Below are 17,980 nucleotides of genomic sequence, written 5' to 3'. Positions count from 1 at the left end.
ATTTATATAATAATTTGTTCATCAATTAAATTATCGCCCTCAATCCCAACTGAAATAGGTGGCATGTACTCACTATAACCTTTGCTAAAATGATATTTCCGATCTAATGAATAAACAAAAACATTAGTGTCAGGTTTGTAAAGTTTTTTCGTTCCCTTTTCGCTTTCGGCAACGATTGCCACTTTGTATTTTTGATAAGAAATATTTTCGGGAGAAACAAATTCATTTTCATCTTCGAATAAATCAATTAGAAATAAACGAGGATTTTTTAACCCAAGCGTAATTAAAGCCTTAAGGATATTATTTTCAGTTTTGGTTAATCCTAAAATAATTTTGCCAGGTATAGTACTATCAAAAGTTTTGATTTCTAGTCCATTAATGGTCTCTGTGCCGTCTGTAAACGGCTTTAAATTGTAAGAAAATGGTTCTGGTAATTCATAAGTCTTATTTTTCGAGACAGCTCCACTTGCAGAAGCACTGGTTTTAGTATCAGGCGTGGTACTTCCAGTTGCAGAAACAGCATTATTCATCACTTCACCAGCTTCAGTAAGATAAGTTACACGAGTAACAGTTGGTGTAGCCTCAATTCCGGTTTCGATAACGTCGTTTACCGTTAGTGTTTGTGCTACAGAGATACCTTGTTGTTTCTTGTCGTAAAACTCATTGATGAGGTTTAGTTTTTCAGAAGTCATTTTAGAAAAACTAGTATCACCACTTAGTTTTAATAAAGGTTGTGCGTCAATTAAACTAAAAACATCATCAAAATAGTTGGCTTGCCTTTTTAAGATAATCGGTTCACCGTTGACATCAAGAGTTGTTTCAGAATCATAAGTATTAATTTTTCCCTGATAAAGTAATATGCTTAGTGATGCAATATTTTTTCCGGCTGTAGCAGGTGTGGTAAGCTGTACTGTTGAGGTAAGATTTTGATAATTACCCTCGGTATCGGAAGGTAATCGCAAACCATCGGCATTGATAAAATTGTCTTTTTGTGCGTTAGCTACGTTTGCAATTTGTCCGTAGAATGCGGTATTGTTATTATTATCGGTTACCAATTGCAAATACAGGTTGTTTGCAGTAACAATATTTGCCTGTTGTTGTGTATTAATTAAAACAGGCCAGCCAAGAGTCCCGTATTGAGTTTCTGTCATCGGAACAATTTTCGTGGTTGCATCTTCAAGCAATCCTGTTTTTAGATTATTGGCTCCGGTTTCACTTATTTTGTAGTTGCCATAAAAATCATAACTACGAGTACGATCGCTCTGGATATAAACATACCAATTGTTCTTGGTGAAGAATTTACCAATAATGATATCAAATATGGCAGAGCCTTTTACTTCTGTTGGAGTTCCGGCAGTCATTACACTCACACTTTCTTTAGGTACAAATAAACCGTAGAAAGCAGCAATATCAATAAATTGAGTACTTTGCTCACGCAGTAACTTCTTGTTGGCATCAGTACCACTTAAAGTAATTTTAGCCTCGTTGCTACGGGCATAGCTTAAATCGAAAGTAAACTCACCGTTATCAAAATTGTGTTTGTAATCACCGTAGTTTAGTACAACATCAATCCCGCATTCACCTGCAGCAAAATATCCTAATGATTTACCAATGTCGATCATTGGCAGTTCAAAATCATCTTTTTCATCAAAAGTATTACCAGCGGCTACAAATTCAGATTGCTTAAAAAAGAATGCTGACAATGGAATTGATAAATCGGTGATGCTTTCATCATAACCAATATATTTGGCTGTAAATGGCGGTATAGGTAAAGGAGTGACTCCATCTTGGGCTTTTCGATCTCCGTGAAAAGCATTAAAGTCAGCATTTATCTTAGTGATAAAATCAGATGAGGTTCCGGTATTGGATGAGTTGATTGTACCTGCTGTAAAAAAATCGCTTTTTTGTAAACCTCTGTATATAAAGTATTTTACATTTAATCCTTTAATAGGTTGTTTATAAGGGCGAAGAATAAGGTTTACCTTATTTGAATTACCTGTTTGAGGTTGTATTAAAACAACACCTTTACAGATCGAATAAGCTTTTTGAGGAGTAGCAACACTGAATTTTGAGGTTAGGTTAAATTCAGCATCGTTTACTGGTCCAAAAGATTGAGCCTGGCTTTGGGTAAAGCCCCCGGACTCTGTGAAAAAATGAGACGTTGCAGACATATATTGTGGTGTGAAATTATTTAAAATTGTAATCGTGGCTAGAGCAGCCTGTAGAATCTAAGAATTAGCCTGCTGATGTAATAAACCAACACCAGTAAAAAAATCCTCCCCAGCCAAATTTGTACTTTTTGCCAAAAGGTCAATTGATTTACAAATTTTGTGGTATTGATGGTTTTTACTTCGATCTCTTTTACTTGTTGAGATTTCCAATGAGCGTAGAGTTTTTGTTCTTCCAGTTGGCAGTCTACAGTTAGTTTATTGTTATCAAGACGAACCTTTGGGCTTTTTAAGCTACGCCCTGGTTCGGCTTGAGTAACATTTTGTATGGTTATTTTCCCGTTCTGGCATGCTAGTAATGCTCTGAAGGAGCTGCTGTCTTTTTCGATTTTAAAAACAGTATCGTGAAGCATTTCTTTGATAGTGATTGTCTTGGTTTTGTCTTCGCTTAGAACCGGTTTCGGGCTTGAGCACGAAACCAGAACTAAGACTAGAAAAAACAAAAAAACAATTCGTTTTAGATTTCTGGTCATATAATATATTTTGAAGTTTACAGGAAGAAGAGTAGTGTTTTCTGCTTGTTTGCCAGCAGTTGTTTCCCATTGAGACAGCAAAGATTGACCGAAAGTTGTTCTTAAAAAAATAGATGCAAAGCGCTTGTACTCATGTGTTCTGGTAGTGTACAGAGTTGTAAAGCAAGTAAACTATAGTTCATTTCTAAAATCATCAATAGTGATTTGTAGCTGTAGTTATTTAAGAGAGTTGATTCTCAAAGTTTAGTTTGTTTTTTGATTTCATCTTCAATCCTTTTTAGTTCAATAGTTACCGACGTACATAAGATTTCATACAGCGTTGTACGTGAAATAGGGTAGACAGGACAAATATATTTTCGCCAAACCACAGTAGTGGGAATATCTTCGGTTTTGTGTTTGTAATACAGATCTTTAATCAGTTTGTAGCGTAAGAGTTTGTTTCTTTGAGTGCCCAGACTTCTGTTGGTTGATATTGACATAAGATTTAGGAATAAATAAATAGTTGAATTAGTATTTAGTTTTTAAGCATAGTTGTCCCTATTGTTTTAAAGATTCTTTGAAACAATTTGTTATGATTAAATAGTTTAATCGTTTTATAATGAATATGATAGGGTAAGGGGATGTTAATTATATCTCAGAAAATGATATAACTTCCTAAAGCAATAGTATTAGCCCTTATAAGTTGCTTTCGTATGCTTTTTGAATCGGGGATTCTTAATAACTATAGTTTCATACTGAACAAAAGCCTGAAGTTCTTTAAGAGATAAATTGCAGCTATAAATCCAATTACCTTTTGGATCTTTAGAAATAGTCCGACCATTTATTTCGTAGCTTTTATGATCAGTAATTGGTTTTATCCTTACGCTCATTTTTGTATTGTTTAAATGTTGTATTTATTTTAAAATTGATCCACTCTCGGAATAATAATATAGGTTTGAGGTTGGTAATAATTAGCAGGAAAGCTAATAGCAATATGGTACTGATGTTGTTTGTTGATTCCATTTTATAAATCTGTTTCGGGTTTTTGGTAATCAAAAGGATCCTGATTACTTGGTTTATAGTTATAAATAGCAATAAGTCTTGTTACTTCCTGTATTTTGGTTTCTATTTGTACTGAAACCGGCTTAGGTTCTTCCTCTGGATTAGAGAGTATGTGCAGCCATTGAAAACGTTCTTGGTTAATGCAAATTCTTTCGCCTACAGTAAATGTTTTTATTTTTTCGGTACAAAATTGAAGTGATAAATAAAGTATGGCAATTCGATTTTCTATTTGAATTTTATTCATGACTTTTATCTAATAAGGCGGTTCTTAATTTTTTCAGGTCCGATTCTATCAAATTGCGTTCAGAACTGTGTGGGTTTTCAATTAGCCAGGTTTCCAATTCCTGAATTTTGGCTACTATTTGAGAATTTGTCATTTTTGATTGTCGTTATAGGTTAAGTTTTTTTATGCAACATGCTCCATTAATTTTTAGTAACTTTGCTTTTGAATTCGAAACAAATATCGAAACTTATTTCGATTAAACAAATAAATTCGAATGTTTTTTCGATATTATTTTTTAATACGTTAGTTATGAGTGTTATAAATGAAAAGATTAATGATATAGCCATTAAAGAATACAAAGGAAACAATAGTGCCTTTGCAAAAATAATGGGTACAAGCGAGGCTAATATTCGTAATTACAGAAAAGGAACATTACCTAAACTTGATTTTGTAGTTAAGCTACACGAGGTTTTCGAAATAAGTTTCGATTCTCTTTTGTCTGAAAAAAGTAATGAGCATAAATCTAAAATTAAAGTAGATAAACGCTCCATTGATGAGGAGTCGTTAGACTATCAAACACTAAGCTCTGAAAATAAACTATTAAAAGAAAAATTAAATTTTCAAGAAGAGCAAATAGAGTTTTATAAAAATCAGATAACATTTTTGAAAACACAAATTCCTGTGAATAAAGCCCTGAACGCAAAGGAAATTGAGGACGGGCTTAACATCATTGACGAAATTGAAAATCTTTCTTTAAAGAAATCAATTAAATCAGTTAAGTGATTCCATTTCACAAATTAGCAAAGCTTCTAAGAGCTCGATACAAATTTTTCCTTCAAGGAATAACTTACGTAACAATTTAATGTATTCTAATTTTCTAGGGGGCATTGTTTATGTTTTTAGGTTCAAGAAGTAAAATTCGGAATCGCCATAATTCAAAGTTTGAGGTTTCCCGTAAAAACAGAAAAATCTTTCATTTTTTTCGAAGCTTAAAAAAGATAAGCATTTGTTATTTTTAAAGTTAATTATTGCTTATTATTTTCCTACTTGTCAGTTTTTTAACTCATTTTATAAAAAACCTTCATTTGATAAAAATAGGCATGTCATTTTCGCCTTATATTATGTTGTTTTTCTTATTAAAAAAGGGTTAAACTTTTTTTAAAGAATAACCCTGGAATGTTAAAATGAAATTTTTAAAATAATTTCCAATATAATAATGAACCTAATTACGATCAATCGTTATGTAATATCAGTTGTTTGATTGTAAATCTTTCAATAAATTTCTAAGTATATTTTGATGTTTTTTTAATTGGTTTTTGTTCCTGAGGCAACTGTTGTTACAAAACCTGCAGGAACAATAAACCATAATAAGTTTTACTTTTTAAGTAACATCCATGCCGCCATCTCCAAGGGCAAAACTCCCCAATGCTTGCCAATATTGATTAGCGGCAATTTGATAATAATCATTTCCTTAAATTCTTGAGAACTTCCTCTACAAAATCAGTCCAAAAAAATGTAATTCTTTGACAAGATCAGATGTTATATATTTTTGCCCGATGATTACAGGAGCGGATTTAGTGATCTAAATGTCACGTTTGCATAAATCTCTATATAAAGTATCTTATATATAGTCCCGGGAAATGATGTTGATAGGGACAAAGGATGAGGTTTATGCTGTTATTTTCTGCTCCTGCTTGTGGCCACAATGAGTCATCTCTTTCAAATGGCATTTATTCTTTTTACTGGCAAGCTTTAGTCAGTATAATTTTTAGTGCTATATTGTTTTTTAAATTTTAAAGCAAATCTGACAACGTAATAGAGTAGAATTAAAACAATGATTCTTCCAAGCCAGATTTGTACTTTTTGCCAGAAGCTTAAGTAATTGATAAACTTGGTTGTATTAATTGTTTTAACCTGAATATCTTTCACTTGTTTTGACCTCCAATAAGCATATAGCTCCTGTTTTTTTAGCTCACAATCTACAAGAAGTTTATTGTTATCAAGACGAACCTTTGGGCTTTTTAAGCTACGCCCCGGTTCGGCTTGAGTAACATTTCTAAAAACTACTTTTCCATTTTGACATTCAAGTAATGCTTTGTACACACTACTGTCTTTTTCTGTTCTAAAAACAGTATCATGTACTATTTCTTTTAAGGTAACTGTATGCATTTTGTTTTCGCTTAGAACCGGTTTCGGGCTTGAGCACGAAACCAGAACTAAGACTAAAAAAAACAAAAAAACAATTCGTTCTAAATATTTGTTCATACGATTTAGGTGTACTTAATGATGATATTCTGTTGGTTTATAGTCTCAAGAAACCTTTTATGGTTTTGATTTCTCTGGTTCTTCTACAAACCTTGTAACCTTCGCGGCTCCCGGTATCATTAGTATTTCCTTCTATGGTATAAATTATATTATTAGCTATTTTTTCAACTATTCCGGTATGACCAAGGCCTTTTCCTAAATCCAGAATAAAAATGTCACCAACTTTTGGAACAGTTTGTACTAAAAGTGGTCTGGAATTGTACTGATCCAATACGCCTCCGGTTTTCTTTAAAGGGTTTTTTAAATTTGTTTGAGCTGAGGCATTTTGAGCACACCAATAAATAAAAGCCATGCACCAGGAATATCCTCTGGTTAGTCCCACACTTTTTAAATAAATTTCAACTTCAGGACCTGAGTTGCTGTGTTTTGGAATTTCTTCTACACCAATTTGTGCAGTTGCAATTTCTAATGTTTTTTGCGCTAGTGTCATTGTTGTTTTCCGTTTAATTGTTTGAATTTTTGTAACTCATCAACTAACTGTTGGTTGACCATCATTAGTTCCCTATGTTGAATTTCCATAGTTTTAATTGTTTCTGTAGCAGCAGTTAATCTTGCTGTGATATCGTCGAGTAGGTCTCGATAATATTTTACTGCATTTACTGCATTGTCAAGTTCGGCAGCTCTGTCTTGAGCTAGTGATTTTCTCATCGAGAATAACCAGGTAATAAAAGCGGCAAAAAATGCGGTGAGAGTTGGGTAAAGAAATTGTTCCATTTAATGATTGTTATAATACTTCAATATTTTCATTTTCATTTAGGAAACAAGGACTGTTACTTTAATAATTAAGTTCCCGTTTTTCATTTCAATTTCAGCCTTTGTTTCCTTTTGAGATTACAAAGATTGGTCGAAAGTTCTTCTTGAAAAAATGGGTGTGCGCCCCTTGTACAGTTATGTTCCAGAACTGTACAAAGATGTAAAGCAAGTAAACTGGTGATGACTTCCTGAAAAGTGTTTTTGTAATTAAGCAGATGAGGTAGATTCAAAAAAAAAACACCAAAGTATTAACTTTGGTGTTAGATATATTTGCTATTTAAATAGTATAAAATTGTACTTAAACAGCTTTGTTGTTATGAAATATTTGCTATTTCTTTTTCTTCCTTCCCAGCCAAATTATAAATCCGGTAATAGGTAATGTCGCTGCAAAAAGGCAAACCAAAAATGCAATTATTTTGGTTGGTAAACCATAAATACTTCCGGTGTGAATAGGGTAGTTTAAACGTCTTATTTTGTCTCCGGTTGAAAATTTTTCATAAGGTCTTGCTTCAATATTTTCGGCTGTATATTTATCAAAATAAGCAGCGCTTGATTGATTGGGAATAGTCATTTCTATATTCTCTTTAAGAACTAAAATACTATTGATTGTATCTGCTGGCATTCTAATTTGAATATTTCCTGTGTACGGAAAAATGCTATCGGCCTTATTATAAATACCTTGGTAAAAGGCAGTAGTATTGAGTTTAGGATCTATTTTGGTTGGGTTTTCAACTTTGGCCGATGGTTTTTTGGTTGTGCCTTGGGTTAAAAAATAAACACCATTTTGAAACCAGGTAAATGCAAAAGATAATCCTGTTAGAGATATAATGAGTAAAATTAAAAAGCCGTAGAAACCAAAAGTAGAGTGGAAGTCCCAATTGACTCTTTTAAAAGAACCGCTCCATTTTACCTTTAATCTTTGTTTTAAATTTTTAGCTTTTTTTGGCCACCATAAAATAAGACCGGAAATAAGCATAAATGTGAAGATTAAACAAGAAGTTCCCATAATAATTTCGCCAGATTCTCCCAGTAATAATTGTCTGTGTATGGATAAAACCACAACAAAAAACCTGCTTTCTTGAGGCGTTGTTGCCAGAACTTTTCCTGTATAAGGATCAATAGAAAAAAAATGTGCTTTTTTATCTGGATCCTTTCCTAAAATCTGTATTGTGCGAGAAGGATCATTAAAAGTATATATACGGGTTATCTTTTTTATCGCGTATTGTTTTTGAAGAATATCTACGCAATAATCAATTGTTTTTTTCGAATTTCCTATTGTAGAAACATTATAATATTCTGGATTTATGGCCTTATCAATTTCTTTTTCAAAGACTAAAATACTCCCTGTTAACGCGGCAATAAAAATAATTAAACCAGAGCCAAGTCCCAGCCATAAATGTAGTTTGCCAATATTCTTTTTAATTTTTTTCTTCATATATGCTGTTTTCTGCAATCAGTGAATTAGATCTAGGAAATGGATTTTACTCATGTTATAATACAACTGATTGTTTATTCGAAAATTCTGGCACAAATTTATGCTTATTTAGACTTAATACAGACTGTCTTTCAAAAAAAATAAACTTTTTTTCATCTAAAACAAAACATTCAGATTTTTAGTATTAGATAAGAAAAAAGAAAGTCCTTACATGGGTAATTTACGGGTTAAATTTATTGATATTGTTACTATGAACAATTAGTAAGATAATTGAAGATTGCATTTAATGATACTAAAAGGCAGATAAAATCATTGATTTATGTGATTAAGAGGATGTAGGAGTTACGATTCTGTAGAATAAATAAAAAATATTACTTGTTAAACAACTATTAATTTTTATTTTTGCACTGTTTTTATTAATTCTAAATAAAAACAAAATATTAACCAAAATCCAAAATCAATGAAATATCTTAGTTTAAGAATGTCAAAGTTTTTACTTATTATTGGCGTTTTATTTTCGACCTTTTCTTCTTTTGCGCAACAAAATCATGGAAAAATAAAAGGACAAATCACAACTTCTGACGGCAAACCTGCATCAGATGTAAATATAAAGCTTAAAGATTCAAAATACGGCACCACTACCAACGAAGATGGTAATTTTGAAATTAATAGGGTAAGAGAAAATAGATACACATTACAAATTTCTCTGGCAGGTTATGAAACTTCAGAAAAAGAAGTTACAGTTGAAGACAATAAGACTGAGATCGTAAAGGTACAGTTAAAGGTTTCTAATAAAGAGCTACAAGAAGTGGTGATTAATAATAGAAAAAGTCTTCTTTCTAAAAAAACGCAATATGTTGCGAGAATGCCTCTTAAAAATATAGAAAATCCTCAGGTTTATAACGTAATACACAAAGAGCTTATACAGGAACAAATTGTTATCGATGCTGCGGGTGCGGTAAGAAATGCACCGGGAGTTGTACCGCTTAATTATCCATCAGGAGGGTTTGCTGTTATTTTTAGAGGTTTTACGGTAGGAATTAATTCTCGAAACGGTATGGAAACACTTTCAGGAAGATCTACAGTTGGGATTGCTAATGTTGAGCGAATAGAGGTGTTAAAAGGACCTTCAGGAACTTTATTCGGTTCATCTGCTTCTTCTTTTGGAGGGGTTGTGAATTTGGTTACTAAAAAACCTTTTGAAGCATCAGCGACCGAGGTTTCTTATACAGGCGGAAGTTTTGGTTTGAACCGACTTACTGTCGATATTAATACTCCTTTGACTAAAGATAAAAATGTGCTTTTCAGACTTAACGCGGCTGTCAATAGTGAGAAAAGCTTCTTGGATTATGGGTTTAATAAAACTTTTTCTTTTACGCCAAGTATTACTTTTAAAGCAAGTGAAAAACTTACATTCAGTATTGATGCTGAGCTTTTTAAGGTTAATAATACCAAGCCATTATTCCCAACAGTTGCCGCTGCATCCGGAATTACCAATGTAGCAGATATAAAGTTAGATTATAAAAAGTCACTGGTACATGATGATGCTGATGCAAAATCTTCTTCATCAAAAGCATTTGTTCAGGCGGAGTATCAAATATCTGACCGATGGAAATCGACTACTTTGTTTTCTTATGTAAATGAAGATTTAGATTATAGTTATCAGGTTTTACCAACCTGGACTTCGCCAACTACGGCTACGATACGTGCGACACTTTTTGGACCTATTTCGAGTAATTATACTAATGTTCAGGAAAATATTAATGGTGAATTCACGACAGGAATTTTAAAACATAAAATATTAGTTGGTGCAAACTACAGGTATTATACAGATACTTTTTCTTCTGCACCAACTCCTGCGGCTCCCTTTAGAACAATTGATGTGGCTACCAATTTTGCTCCGATTAGAAGAAGCGAAATTGATAAAGTATTGTTGGCTCCGGTTATCAGAGCAGGTAGAGACGAATATACTTTTAGCGGATACGCTTCTTATGTATTGGGTGTTGCAGAGAGATTATTTGCAATGGCAAGTTTACGTTTAGATAATTTTGATCGAAAAGAGAGCGGAACTGTTCCGGGTTATAGCCAAAACTCTTTGTCACCAAAACTAGGAATTGTATACCAAGTTGTTAAAGATCAGATTTCTATTTTTGGAAATTACATGAACGGGTTTCAGAATTTAGCTCCCGTTACACAACCTTCAGGTGAACAATTGATATTAGATCCTCTTTATGCCAATCAATATGAAGCAGGTGTAAAAACGGAATTGTTTAATAAAAAATTAAGTGCTACGGTTAGTTATTATAAAATCACGAATGATAATGCCGTAATAAGACAAGCTGATTTAGTGTACCAACAAGATGGTAAACAGGTCAGTAAAGGTGTTGAATTTGAATTTTTGGCCAATCCGCTTCCTGGTTTAGATATTACAGCAGGTTATGCTTATAATGATAACCGTATTGTAAAAACAAATGCTGCCAACAAAGCTATCGAAGGCAATAAAGCACAAGATGCACCGGAAGATGTGGTAAACTTTTGGGCTTCTTATAAATTTCAAACTGTTTTAAAAGGTCTTGGTGTTGGTGTTGGAGCAAATTATGTAGACAAAAGTTATATGTCAACTGCGAATACTTTTTATATTCCATCATATACTATTTACAATCAAACTTTATTCTATGAGCAATCCAACTGGAGAGTGGGAGTTAAGGTAAATAATTTTAGCAATAAAAAATATTGGAGTTCATGGGGAGCACCTCAGCCTCCTGCAAATTTCTTAGTAAATCTGACTTTTAAATTTTAAATTTTACTTTGACTAAAACTAAAAAATCACCTCTGTTAAAATATAGAGGTGATCTTTTTTTAATATTAATGACAGGTATTTATTGTACCAAAATCTCTGACTCTAAAGATTCTTTGATAAGAGGATAATTTACTTTTCCGTTTGCTGTTAATGGCACATCAGTTATGTGATTGATTTTGATAGAACTGGCATGCAAATGAAGTTTCGTCTTTAAGGCTTGTACAATCGTCTCTTTGTTTAAATCAGGATCTGTATATAAAACAGCCAAATGTTTGTCGTTAAGATCCAGACAAATAAAGGTTTTTCCGCCTAGTGTATCTTTTAACAAAAGCTCGATTTCATCTAAATTGATTCGGGTACCAAATAACTTGACAATTCGTTTTAATCTTCCGGTTATATAATAATATCCTTCAACATCTTTTCTTGCCTGATCGCCGGTATGAAGTTTTTCTTCCTGATGGTAAAATTGCAAATCAGCTTTTCTTTCGGCATAACCGCCAAAAATATTGGGACCATAATAAATTAGTTCCGAGGTTTTATCATCGATCTCAAAATGTCCATTTTGAATTGGTCGCCCAATAGAAGCCCTTTTTCTCAGTAAATCTTCAGGAGGTAAAAAAGCCATACGTCCGCTTGCTTCAGTTTGTCCGTATTGTGCGAAGAATTTTTTACCGAATCTTTCTGTATATTCGGCTATTACTTCGATTAATTTATGATTTATGATTCCGCCGCCGTGCGTAAAATAGCGCAATGATGGGTAGTCTTTCTTAAAGAAACCAATACTGTAAAGCATTTCATAAAAATAGGGAACTCCGCCAAGGGTAGAATAACCATAATTTTTTAAATCGTACCAAAATTCCTTTTTAAAAACATCTTTATCGGTACAAATAATTTGATGTGCTTTTATACAATTGGTATTAAAAATTGACATTCCGTAAACAGAATTTATAGGAACATTCAGAGGTACAACATCATCATTTTTAACGGGCAGATATTCCAGAATCGATTTGGCATTCTCGACAAGGTTTTCATCGGATAAACGCACAAATTTAGGAGATCCTGTTGTTCCCGAAGTACTCAATAAAACCTTAACTTTTGGATGAATTGGATAAATCGAATTTTCTATACGTTTGAATAATTGTATAGTATCAGATGCATCAACAATATTATATCCTTCAATTTCACTTCGGGATGGATCAAAAATATAATATGGGGTATAACTTTCTTCTAAGTTTTTTTTGAATTCAGCGTTTACACCCAATCCTAATAATGCAATTGTAAAGCGGCTTTGATAAAAATTTAAAAATGTTTCAACTGCCGGCAACTGATTGTCGTTATAAATAAATACAAGAGAACGCAGGTTGTCAATTTCCAGCGATTGGTGAATTTCTTTTATAGATTTAGAAAATCCGGTAGCAGAATCTGTAAAAGTAAGTTTTTCGTTTTTCCTGATTAAATCGTATAGTTCCATAAGTTTAGGTCTATTCTAATTAATTTCGAATCCGTATTTTTTAAGGATATCTTTAATTTTGGTTACACTTCCCATTTCCAGAATATCTTCCATTTCGATAGAAATATTATATGTGCTTTCCAGTTCTTCTACCAAAACCAAATGGCTCATAGAATCCCATTCGGCTATAGCCTGATATTCTAATTGGTCGTTTACTTGCTCAACAGGAATTTCAAAAGCTCTTGCAAATACTCCGTGTAATTGTTCTATTGTACTCATTTTTCTATTATTTAAATTAATTGATATTTTTAAATTTGTGTTTCTATGTGTTAATTTTTCACGCAGATTTTAAAAAGATTTAAAGCAGATGTGCACAGATTATTATCTCAAAATGAATCTGCAAAATCTGCGTGAAACAAAAATCTTTGACTTTTTTTATTTTACTAAACTTTGGTATGTTTCCATTTTCCTTTTCGGAAGACTACAATACAGGCAACGGCCAATACAATTTCCGAGATAAGAATCGCTGTAAAAACACCATTTGATCCTAGGTCAAACGTGATTCCTAAAGCATAGGCAAGCGGAATCTGAACGATATAAAACATTAGGATATAAAGCCAGGTTACAACTTTGACTTCGCCCGCAGCGTTGAGCGCTCTTGAAATAACCATTGTATATCCAAGAAGGATATAAGCCATAGAAATAAGATGGATATACATCGTACTAAAGGAAATAACCTCTGGAATATCTGTAAAGATTTTTACAACAGGCGTGGCAAGAAAAATCCAACAGATTCCAACCAAAACAAGAAATCCCATGTTGAGCATTCCGGCTCTCCAAACTGATTTTTCGGCTCTTTCGGGTTGTTTTGCGCCAAGATTTTGTCCGGTTAATATTCCTGCGGCATTCCCAAGTCCCCAAGCCGGCATTGTGGCGATCGAAGTTACTCTTTGTGCGAGAATATATCCAGCCAATGCATTTGGTCCAAAATGCGACATAATCTTGATCATAAATACCCAGCTTGAAGCCGGAATAATAAATTGAACCGTTCCGCCAAAAGCGAGTTTTGCAACTCTTTTGAAAATAGCCAGATTGAATACTAATTGTGCCAAACCGATTTTCATTACCGTTTTGCCACCTACGAGATACCAAGCCTGATACAATACTCCAATAACTCGGGCAATTAAGGTTGCCAATCCAACACCAAGTAAACCGTAAGCCGGAATTGGTCCCCAGCCAAAAATAAATACCGGGCATAAAATAATGTTTATCGCATTTGATAACCAAAGTATTCTCATTGCCGTAGAAGCGTCACCCGCACCACGAAAGATTCCGTTAACTACAATGCGCAGAATCAAAAATCCGCTTGACGCAAACATGACAATTCCGTATGATGTTCCTTCCCGAACCATCGCGTCCGAAAGCCCCATAGCGCTCATAATATCAGTAGCCCAAATAGAGCAAATAATGCTTATAAGTACTGCAATTGGTACTGTTACATAAATTACCTGCATGGCAGTCTGACCTGCGGCTTTGAACTTTTTCTCACCAATTCTTCTCGAAATCATCGCCGAAGCCGCAATTCCAAGCCCTATTGAAACCGAATAACAAAACGTAATAAAAGTGGTTGTGGCACCTGCAATAGAAATAGCATTTGTGCCTAATCGACTCACAAAGAAAAGGTTTGAACAAACAAATAAAGATTCCATTAAGAGTTCTGCAACCATTGGAACAGACAACAGAATAATGGTTTTGTTGATACTTCCTGAAGTAAAATTGCTTTCGCTTCCGGCAAGAGAACGCCTTAAAAGGCCAAATAAAGAGCGTGTTTTTAAAATTGCTTCTTTCATTAGTTTTCTTTAACGATTAACGATTCCTCATTGATTAATTGATAGAGTGGATTTGGAATAAAACCGCTTTTTTTCATGTGTGGAAAACCAGCCGTTTCTTCATATCCATTATACAAACGTCTACTATTGAAAATAAGACGTTTAAATTCCGGAATGAATAAATTGTATTTATCGAACATTTCTTGTAATTCCGGATGTTCTTCCTGAAATTCTACAATAATGTCGTTAACGCAATTCCAAAAAGAAACTTCAGAATAATTTGCAGTTGTTATTAAGATATCGCTCAGGTATCTGAAGAATGCATCAAAAACAGCAATTAATAGCACTAATGGAGCATTTTCAGGATTTGGAGAAGCATTAAACATATTGTCTATGAATTCCTGCGGAAGTTTTTTCTTTCCTTCTTCATTAATTAAAATATCACCTACAAAATCCTGCAAAGCAATTCTCGTTGGCACATAATCCTTTAGAATAAGAATCACATTTTGCCCGTGCGGATCTATGCATAATGAGTGTTGGTAATAAATTTGAAGCACCGGTTTTAGATATGCCGTCATATAGGCTTTTAGCCATTGTTCTGTCGAAAGCCCTGATTTTTCGATTAGTTCTTCGACAAGGCTTTTACCATGATCATCAACATAAAGTAAAGCCGCCATGGTCATTAAATTTTCGCCATGTTTTAGAAAATTTATCGGACTTTCTCGCCACATAGCGCCCAGAAATTCATTGTACTGATAAGGAGGGTTTACAATTTTGCTGTAACTTGGATGTGTGTATGAAACCGAAACAACTTCGCCCAAAAGCACAACGCCCATTTTTTGCAAATGCGGATCTTTTTTAAGTACGTCTTTAATATATTCCGTAAGACGTGGCGCAATCGATAATTGTCTCGGACACAAACCTCTGATATGACTTGTGTTTAAGATAGACATCGACGTTTTTACGTAATGTTTGCTCGGGTTACTTTGATTAAAAAAAGTGCGAATACTTTGTTGCGGACTGTAAATATCCTCGGTTAATTCTAACGGAATAAGATCTTTAGAGGCAATATCATTGGCAAACTGCATCACCAATTTATTCTGCCATTGCCATAAATGCACGGGAATAAAAATATAATCGTCCGGATTTACTTTTGACTGAATTAGCTTGTTTCTAAAAGCTTCTATTTTTTCAGAACCAATTTCATTCTCGTAGAAAGTTTGATCGTTCATGTCCGTTTGCAGGCGCAAAGTCGCTCTGTTTTTATGAGCTGCAATCCAGACTAAACGTGTTTTTTGACCAGATTCCGGAGTGTAATTTTCATAATCTTCAGAGTCAAAACCAATTCGGCCTTTGTTTACAATTACCCACGGATGACCGTCGAGACTATGTTCTATAGTTTGAAAATCGGCATCAGCCAATTTTGCGGCAGACAAACGACGTTTCGAATGTATGAAAGCATCAGCATATAAGGTATGGAGTAATTCTTCAATATAATGAGCAAGTGTGAATGAATTGATCCCGAAAGTTTCCTGGAGTTCCAGAAAGAAACTCGGTACATCAACATGTTCTAATTTTTGTTCATTTTCAATTTTATGAAGACTTTCTTTGACGATGTGCCAGTAATTTAGAAACCTTGGATAAGCCGAAAAACTGTAATAAATGTTTTCTTTATCGGTTTCTAAAATAAAATGGGTCAGACCATCTTTTTCACGACCCGTTATTTGTGGTTTTGCCACATCTTCACGCATCAATTCTGAGATACTTTTGGCCAGTAGGTTTCGATTTACTTTATCCCAAATAGCTGAGTTGAGATGCTGTGCGTCTTTGAATATATTTTCTGGGGTTGTCATTTTTTTCTAATTATTTAATTGCTCGTTTAACATGTTGCGGTTAATTAATTTTAACACATAGACACATAGATTCTGAAAACTCAAAATAGGCGTTTCACTTATTCCAAATTCATATAGCTATGTGAAAGAAATTTATTCTTTTTATATTTTCTTTTGTACACATAAAATCTATGTCTCTTTGTGTTAAATAAAATCTTTAGGAGTTTCACGCAACGGGTTGCTCGTTTATTAATTCCAAAACATTTGCTTCAGACAATTGTGATGTTGTTTTTTGGATACCAAATTGTTGAAAAGCAATTCGTTTTTCGACTTTATAAACTTCACGATTTGCCAATTGATTTATGATCCAGGAATTTCTGTAAGCGCCCATTCCCAAGTCGGGAGTAGAGAGTCCGTGCGTGTGTAATTCAGCATTTTGAACAAAAATATCAGTGCCGTTTTTGTCGATTGTGTAATTACGATTTACATTAAACAAACCATTTTCTAAACGATTGATTTTGCTTTCAATCCCAGAAAGAATCGCCGGCTCTTTGTATTTATAACCCGTTGCCAGAATTACATAGTCAGTTTGATCTTCAAAAGGCTGATCCAGTTCTGTGTGAGTGAAATCCAGATTATAGGATCCGTCAGCTTCTTCATTTACAGACGTTAGGCGCATATTCGAACGCAATTCTACATTTAGAGGTTTGTCTTCTAAACTCATCTCATACAAACTATCAAAAATTTCGTTGATTAATTCCTGATCAATTCCTTTATAAAGCCCGTGTTGTCTGGCAAGAAGTTGTTTTCTTTTTTCTTGGGATAAACTATGAAAATGATCCACGTATTCAGGAGAAGTCAGTTCCAGAGTAAGTTTAGATTTATTATCCAAAGGAAAAAAGTGAGACGAACGCGTAAACCATTTCAGTTGCAATCCATTTTCGGTTTCAGGCAAAAGATCGCGGAAAACTTCGGCAGCACTTTGCCCCGAACCAATAATAGTAACCGATGCATTTTTGCCAATGCGTGATTTGAAATACAAATAGTTTGAAGCGTGAATAACATTATGTAACGATTCCTGATCGATAAATTCCGGTATATGAGGCGAAGTTCCTGTACCCAAAACAATTTTATGGGCATAATAAGTTGCCGTTACGCAGGTTTGAGTATTGATAACTACGATTTTGTAGACATCATCAGCATGATCTATCGAAACAACTTTGTGTGAGAATTTGCAATTTGACAACTCAGAAGCGACCCATTTGCAATACTGGTTATATTCTCGTCTGTAAATAAAGAAGTTTTCACGGATGTAAAATTTATACAAACGACCACTTTCTTTGATGTAATTTAAAAAGCTGTATTTATTGGTAGGATCGGCCATGGTAACCAAATCTCCTAAAAACGGAACCTGAAGCGTGGCGTTACTCATCATAAGCCCTGGATGCCAGTCAAAACCTTCTGACTGATCAAAAAACAGTGCTGATAATTCTTCAACAGGTTCGATAAGTGCCGCAAGCCCAAGATTAAAAGGACCAATCCCGATGCCTATTACCGAATATATTTTTTCTGTACTCATTGTGGTATTTTT

16 protein-coding genes are annotated in these 17,980 nt (G+C 33.9%); 2 read left to right on the top strand and 14 right to left on the bottom strand.

The features are described 5' to 3' along the window. Window positions 1–2: 2 nt before the first annotated feature. From LPB88_RS12105 to LPB88_RS12085, 5 genes are all read right to left on the bottom strand, one after another. Window positions 3–2,171 carry a hypothetical protein gene (locus LPB88_RS12105; protein WP_230715869.1) on the bottom strand — a complete coding sequence of 723 codons (2,169 nt, stop codon included), beginning with the start codon at window positions 2,169–2,171 and terminating at the stop codon, window positions 3–5. Window positions 2,172–2,209: 38 nt separating this feature from the next. Further along, window positions 2,210–2,701, bottom strand: coding sequence for a hypothetical protein (locus tag LPB88_RS12100; protein ID WP_230715867.1), 492 nt, complete (start codon window positions 2,699–2,701; stop codon window positions 2,210–2,212). Window positions 2,702–3,369: 668 nt separating this feature from the next. Then, window positions 3,370–3,570, bottom strand: coding sequence for a hypothetical protein (locus LPB88_RS12095; RefSeq protein WP_230715866.1), 201 nt, complete (start codon window positions 3,568–3,570; stop codon window positions 3,370–3,372). A 134-nt stretch (window positions 3,571–3,704) separates the two neighbouring features. Beyond that, window positions 3,705–3,986, bottom strand: coding sequence for a hypothetical protein (locus LPB88_RS12090; protein WP_230715864.1), 282 nt, complete (start codon window positions 3,984–3,986; stop codon window positions 3,705–3,707). Further along, entirely contained in the window at window positions 3,979–4,119 is a 141-nt protein-coding gene (locus LPB88_RS12085; protein WP_230715862.1) for a hypothetical protein, read from the bottom strand. The genes LPB88_RS12090 and LPB88_RS12085 overlap by 8 nt, the downstream gene beginning before the upstream one ends. A 155-nt stretch (window positions 4,120–4,274) precedes the next feature. Between LPB88_RS12085 and LPB88_RS12080 the strand changes: the two genes are divergently transcribed. Further along, the gene (locus tag LPB88_RS12080) at window positions 4,275–4,748 is read left to right on the top strand and encodes a hypothetical protein (protein WP_230715860.1); all 474 of its coding nucleotides are present in this window, start codon (window positions 4,275–4,277) and stop codon (window positions 4,746–4,748) included. 969 nt (window positions 4,749–5,717) lie between these two features. On the opposite strand, the gene LPB88_RS12075 is transcribed toward LPB88_RS12080, so the two are convergent. The 4 genes from LPB88_RS12075 to LPB88_RS12060 form a co-directional block, all read right to left on the bottom strand. Further along, on the bottom strand, window positions 5,718–6,230 hold the full coding sequence (locus LPB88_RS12075) for a hypothetical protein (RefSeq protein WP_230715859.1): 513 nt from the start codon (window positions 6,228–6,230) through the stop codon (window positions 5,718–5,720). A gap of 37 nt (window positions 6,231–6,267) precedes the next feature. After that, window positions 6,268–6,720 carry a CHAP domain-containing protein gene (locus LPB88_RS12070; protein ID WP_230715857.1) on the bottom strand — a complete coding sequence of 151 codons (453 nt, stop codon included), beginning with the start codon at window positions 6,718–6,720 and terminating at the stop codon, window positions 6,268–6,270. After that, window positions 6,717–6,938 (bottom strand): hypothetical protein, encoded by a 222-nt coding sequence (locus tag LPB88_RS12065; protein WP_230715855.1) that lies wholly within the window; start codon window positions 6,936–6,938, stop codon window positions 6,717–6,719. Before LPB88_RS12065 ends, LPB88_RS12070 begins: the two co-directional genes overlap by 4 nt. A gap of 433 nt (window positions 6,939–7,371) precedes the next feature. Further along, on the bottom strand, window positions 7,372–8,478 hold the full coding sequence (locus LPB88_RS12060) for a PepSY domain-containing protein (RefSeq protein ID WP_230715854.1): 1,107 nt from the start codon (window positions 8,476–8,478) through the stop codon (window positions 7,372–7,374). Between the two features lie 460 nt (window positions 8,479–8,938). Between LPB88_RS12060 and LPB88_RS12055 the strand changes: the two genes are divergently transcribed. Beyond that, window positions 8,939–11,278, top strand: coding sequence for a TonB-dependent receptor (locus LPB88_RS12055; protein WP_230715852.1), 2,340 nt, complete (start codon window positions 8,939–8,941; stop codon window positions 11,276–11,278). Between the two features lie 79 nt (window positions 11,279–11,357). Here the strand turns inward: LPB88_RS12055 and LPB88_RS12050 are convergent, their stop codons facing one another. The 5 genes from LPB88_RS12050 to LPB88_RS12030 form a co-directional block, all read right to left on the bottom strand. Beyond that, window positions 11,358–12,749 (bottom strand): AMP-binding protein, encoded by a 1,392-nt coding sequence (locus tag LPB88_RS12050; protein WP_230715849.1) that lies wholly within the window; start codon window positions 12,747–12,749, stop codon window positions 11,358–11,360. A gap of 15 nt (window positions 12,750–12,764) precedes the next feature. Next, window positions 12,765–13,007: an acyl carrier protein gene (locus tag LPB88_RS12045; protein ID WP_230715847.1), complete on the bottom strand. Its 243-nt coding sequence runs from the start codon at window positions 13,005–13,007 to the stop codon at window positions 12,765–12,767. Between the two features lie 164 nt (window positions 13,008–13,171). Beyond that, entirely contained in the window at window positions 13,172–14,578 is a 1,407-nt protein-coding gene (locus LPB88_RS12040) for an MATE family efflux transporter (RefSeq protein WP_230715845.1), read from the bottom strand. Further along, entirely contained in the window at window positions 14,578–16,410 is a 1,833-nt protein-coding gene (locus tag LPB88_RS12035) for an IucA/IucC family siderophore biosynthesis protein (RefSeq protein WP_230715844.1), read from the bottom strand. Before LPB88_RS12035 ends, LPB88_RS12040 begins: the two co-directional genes overlap by 1 nt. A gap of 205 nt (window positions 16,411–16,615) precedes the next feature. Then, entirely contained in the window at window positions 16,616–17,968 is a 1,353-nt protein-coding gene (locus LPB88_RS12030; RefSeq protein WP_230715842.1) for a lysine N(6)-hydroxylase/L-ornithine N(5)-oxygenase family protein, read from the bottom strand. Window positions 17,969–17,980: the final 12 nt, after the last annotated feature.

The sequence above is a fragment of the Flavobacterium sp. JAS genome (assembly GCF_020991455.1).
Lineage (GTDB): Bacteria > Bacteroidota > Bacteroidia > Flavobacteriales > Flavobacteriaceae > Flavobacterium.
Note: the sequence above shows the minus strand (reverse complement) of the source record. Positions and strands in the feature narration are given on the sequence as shown.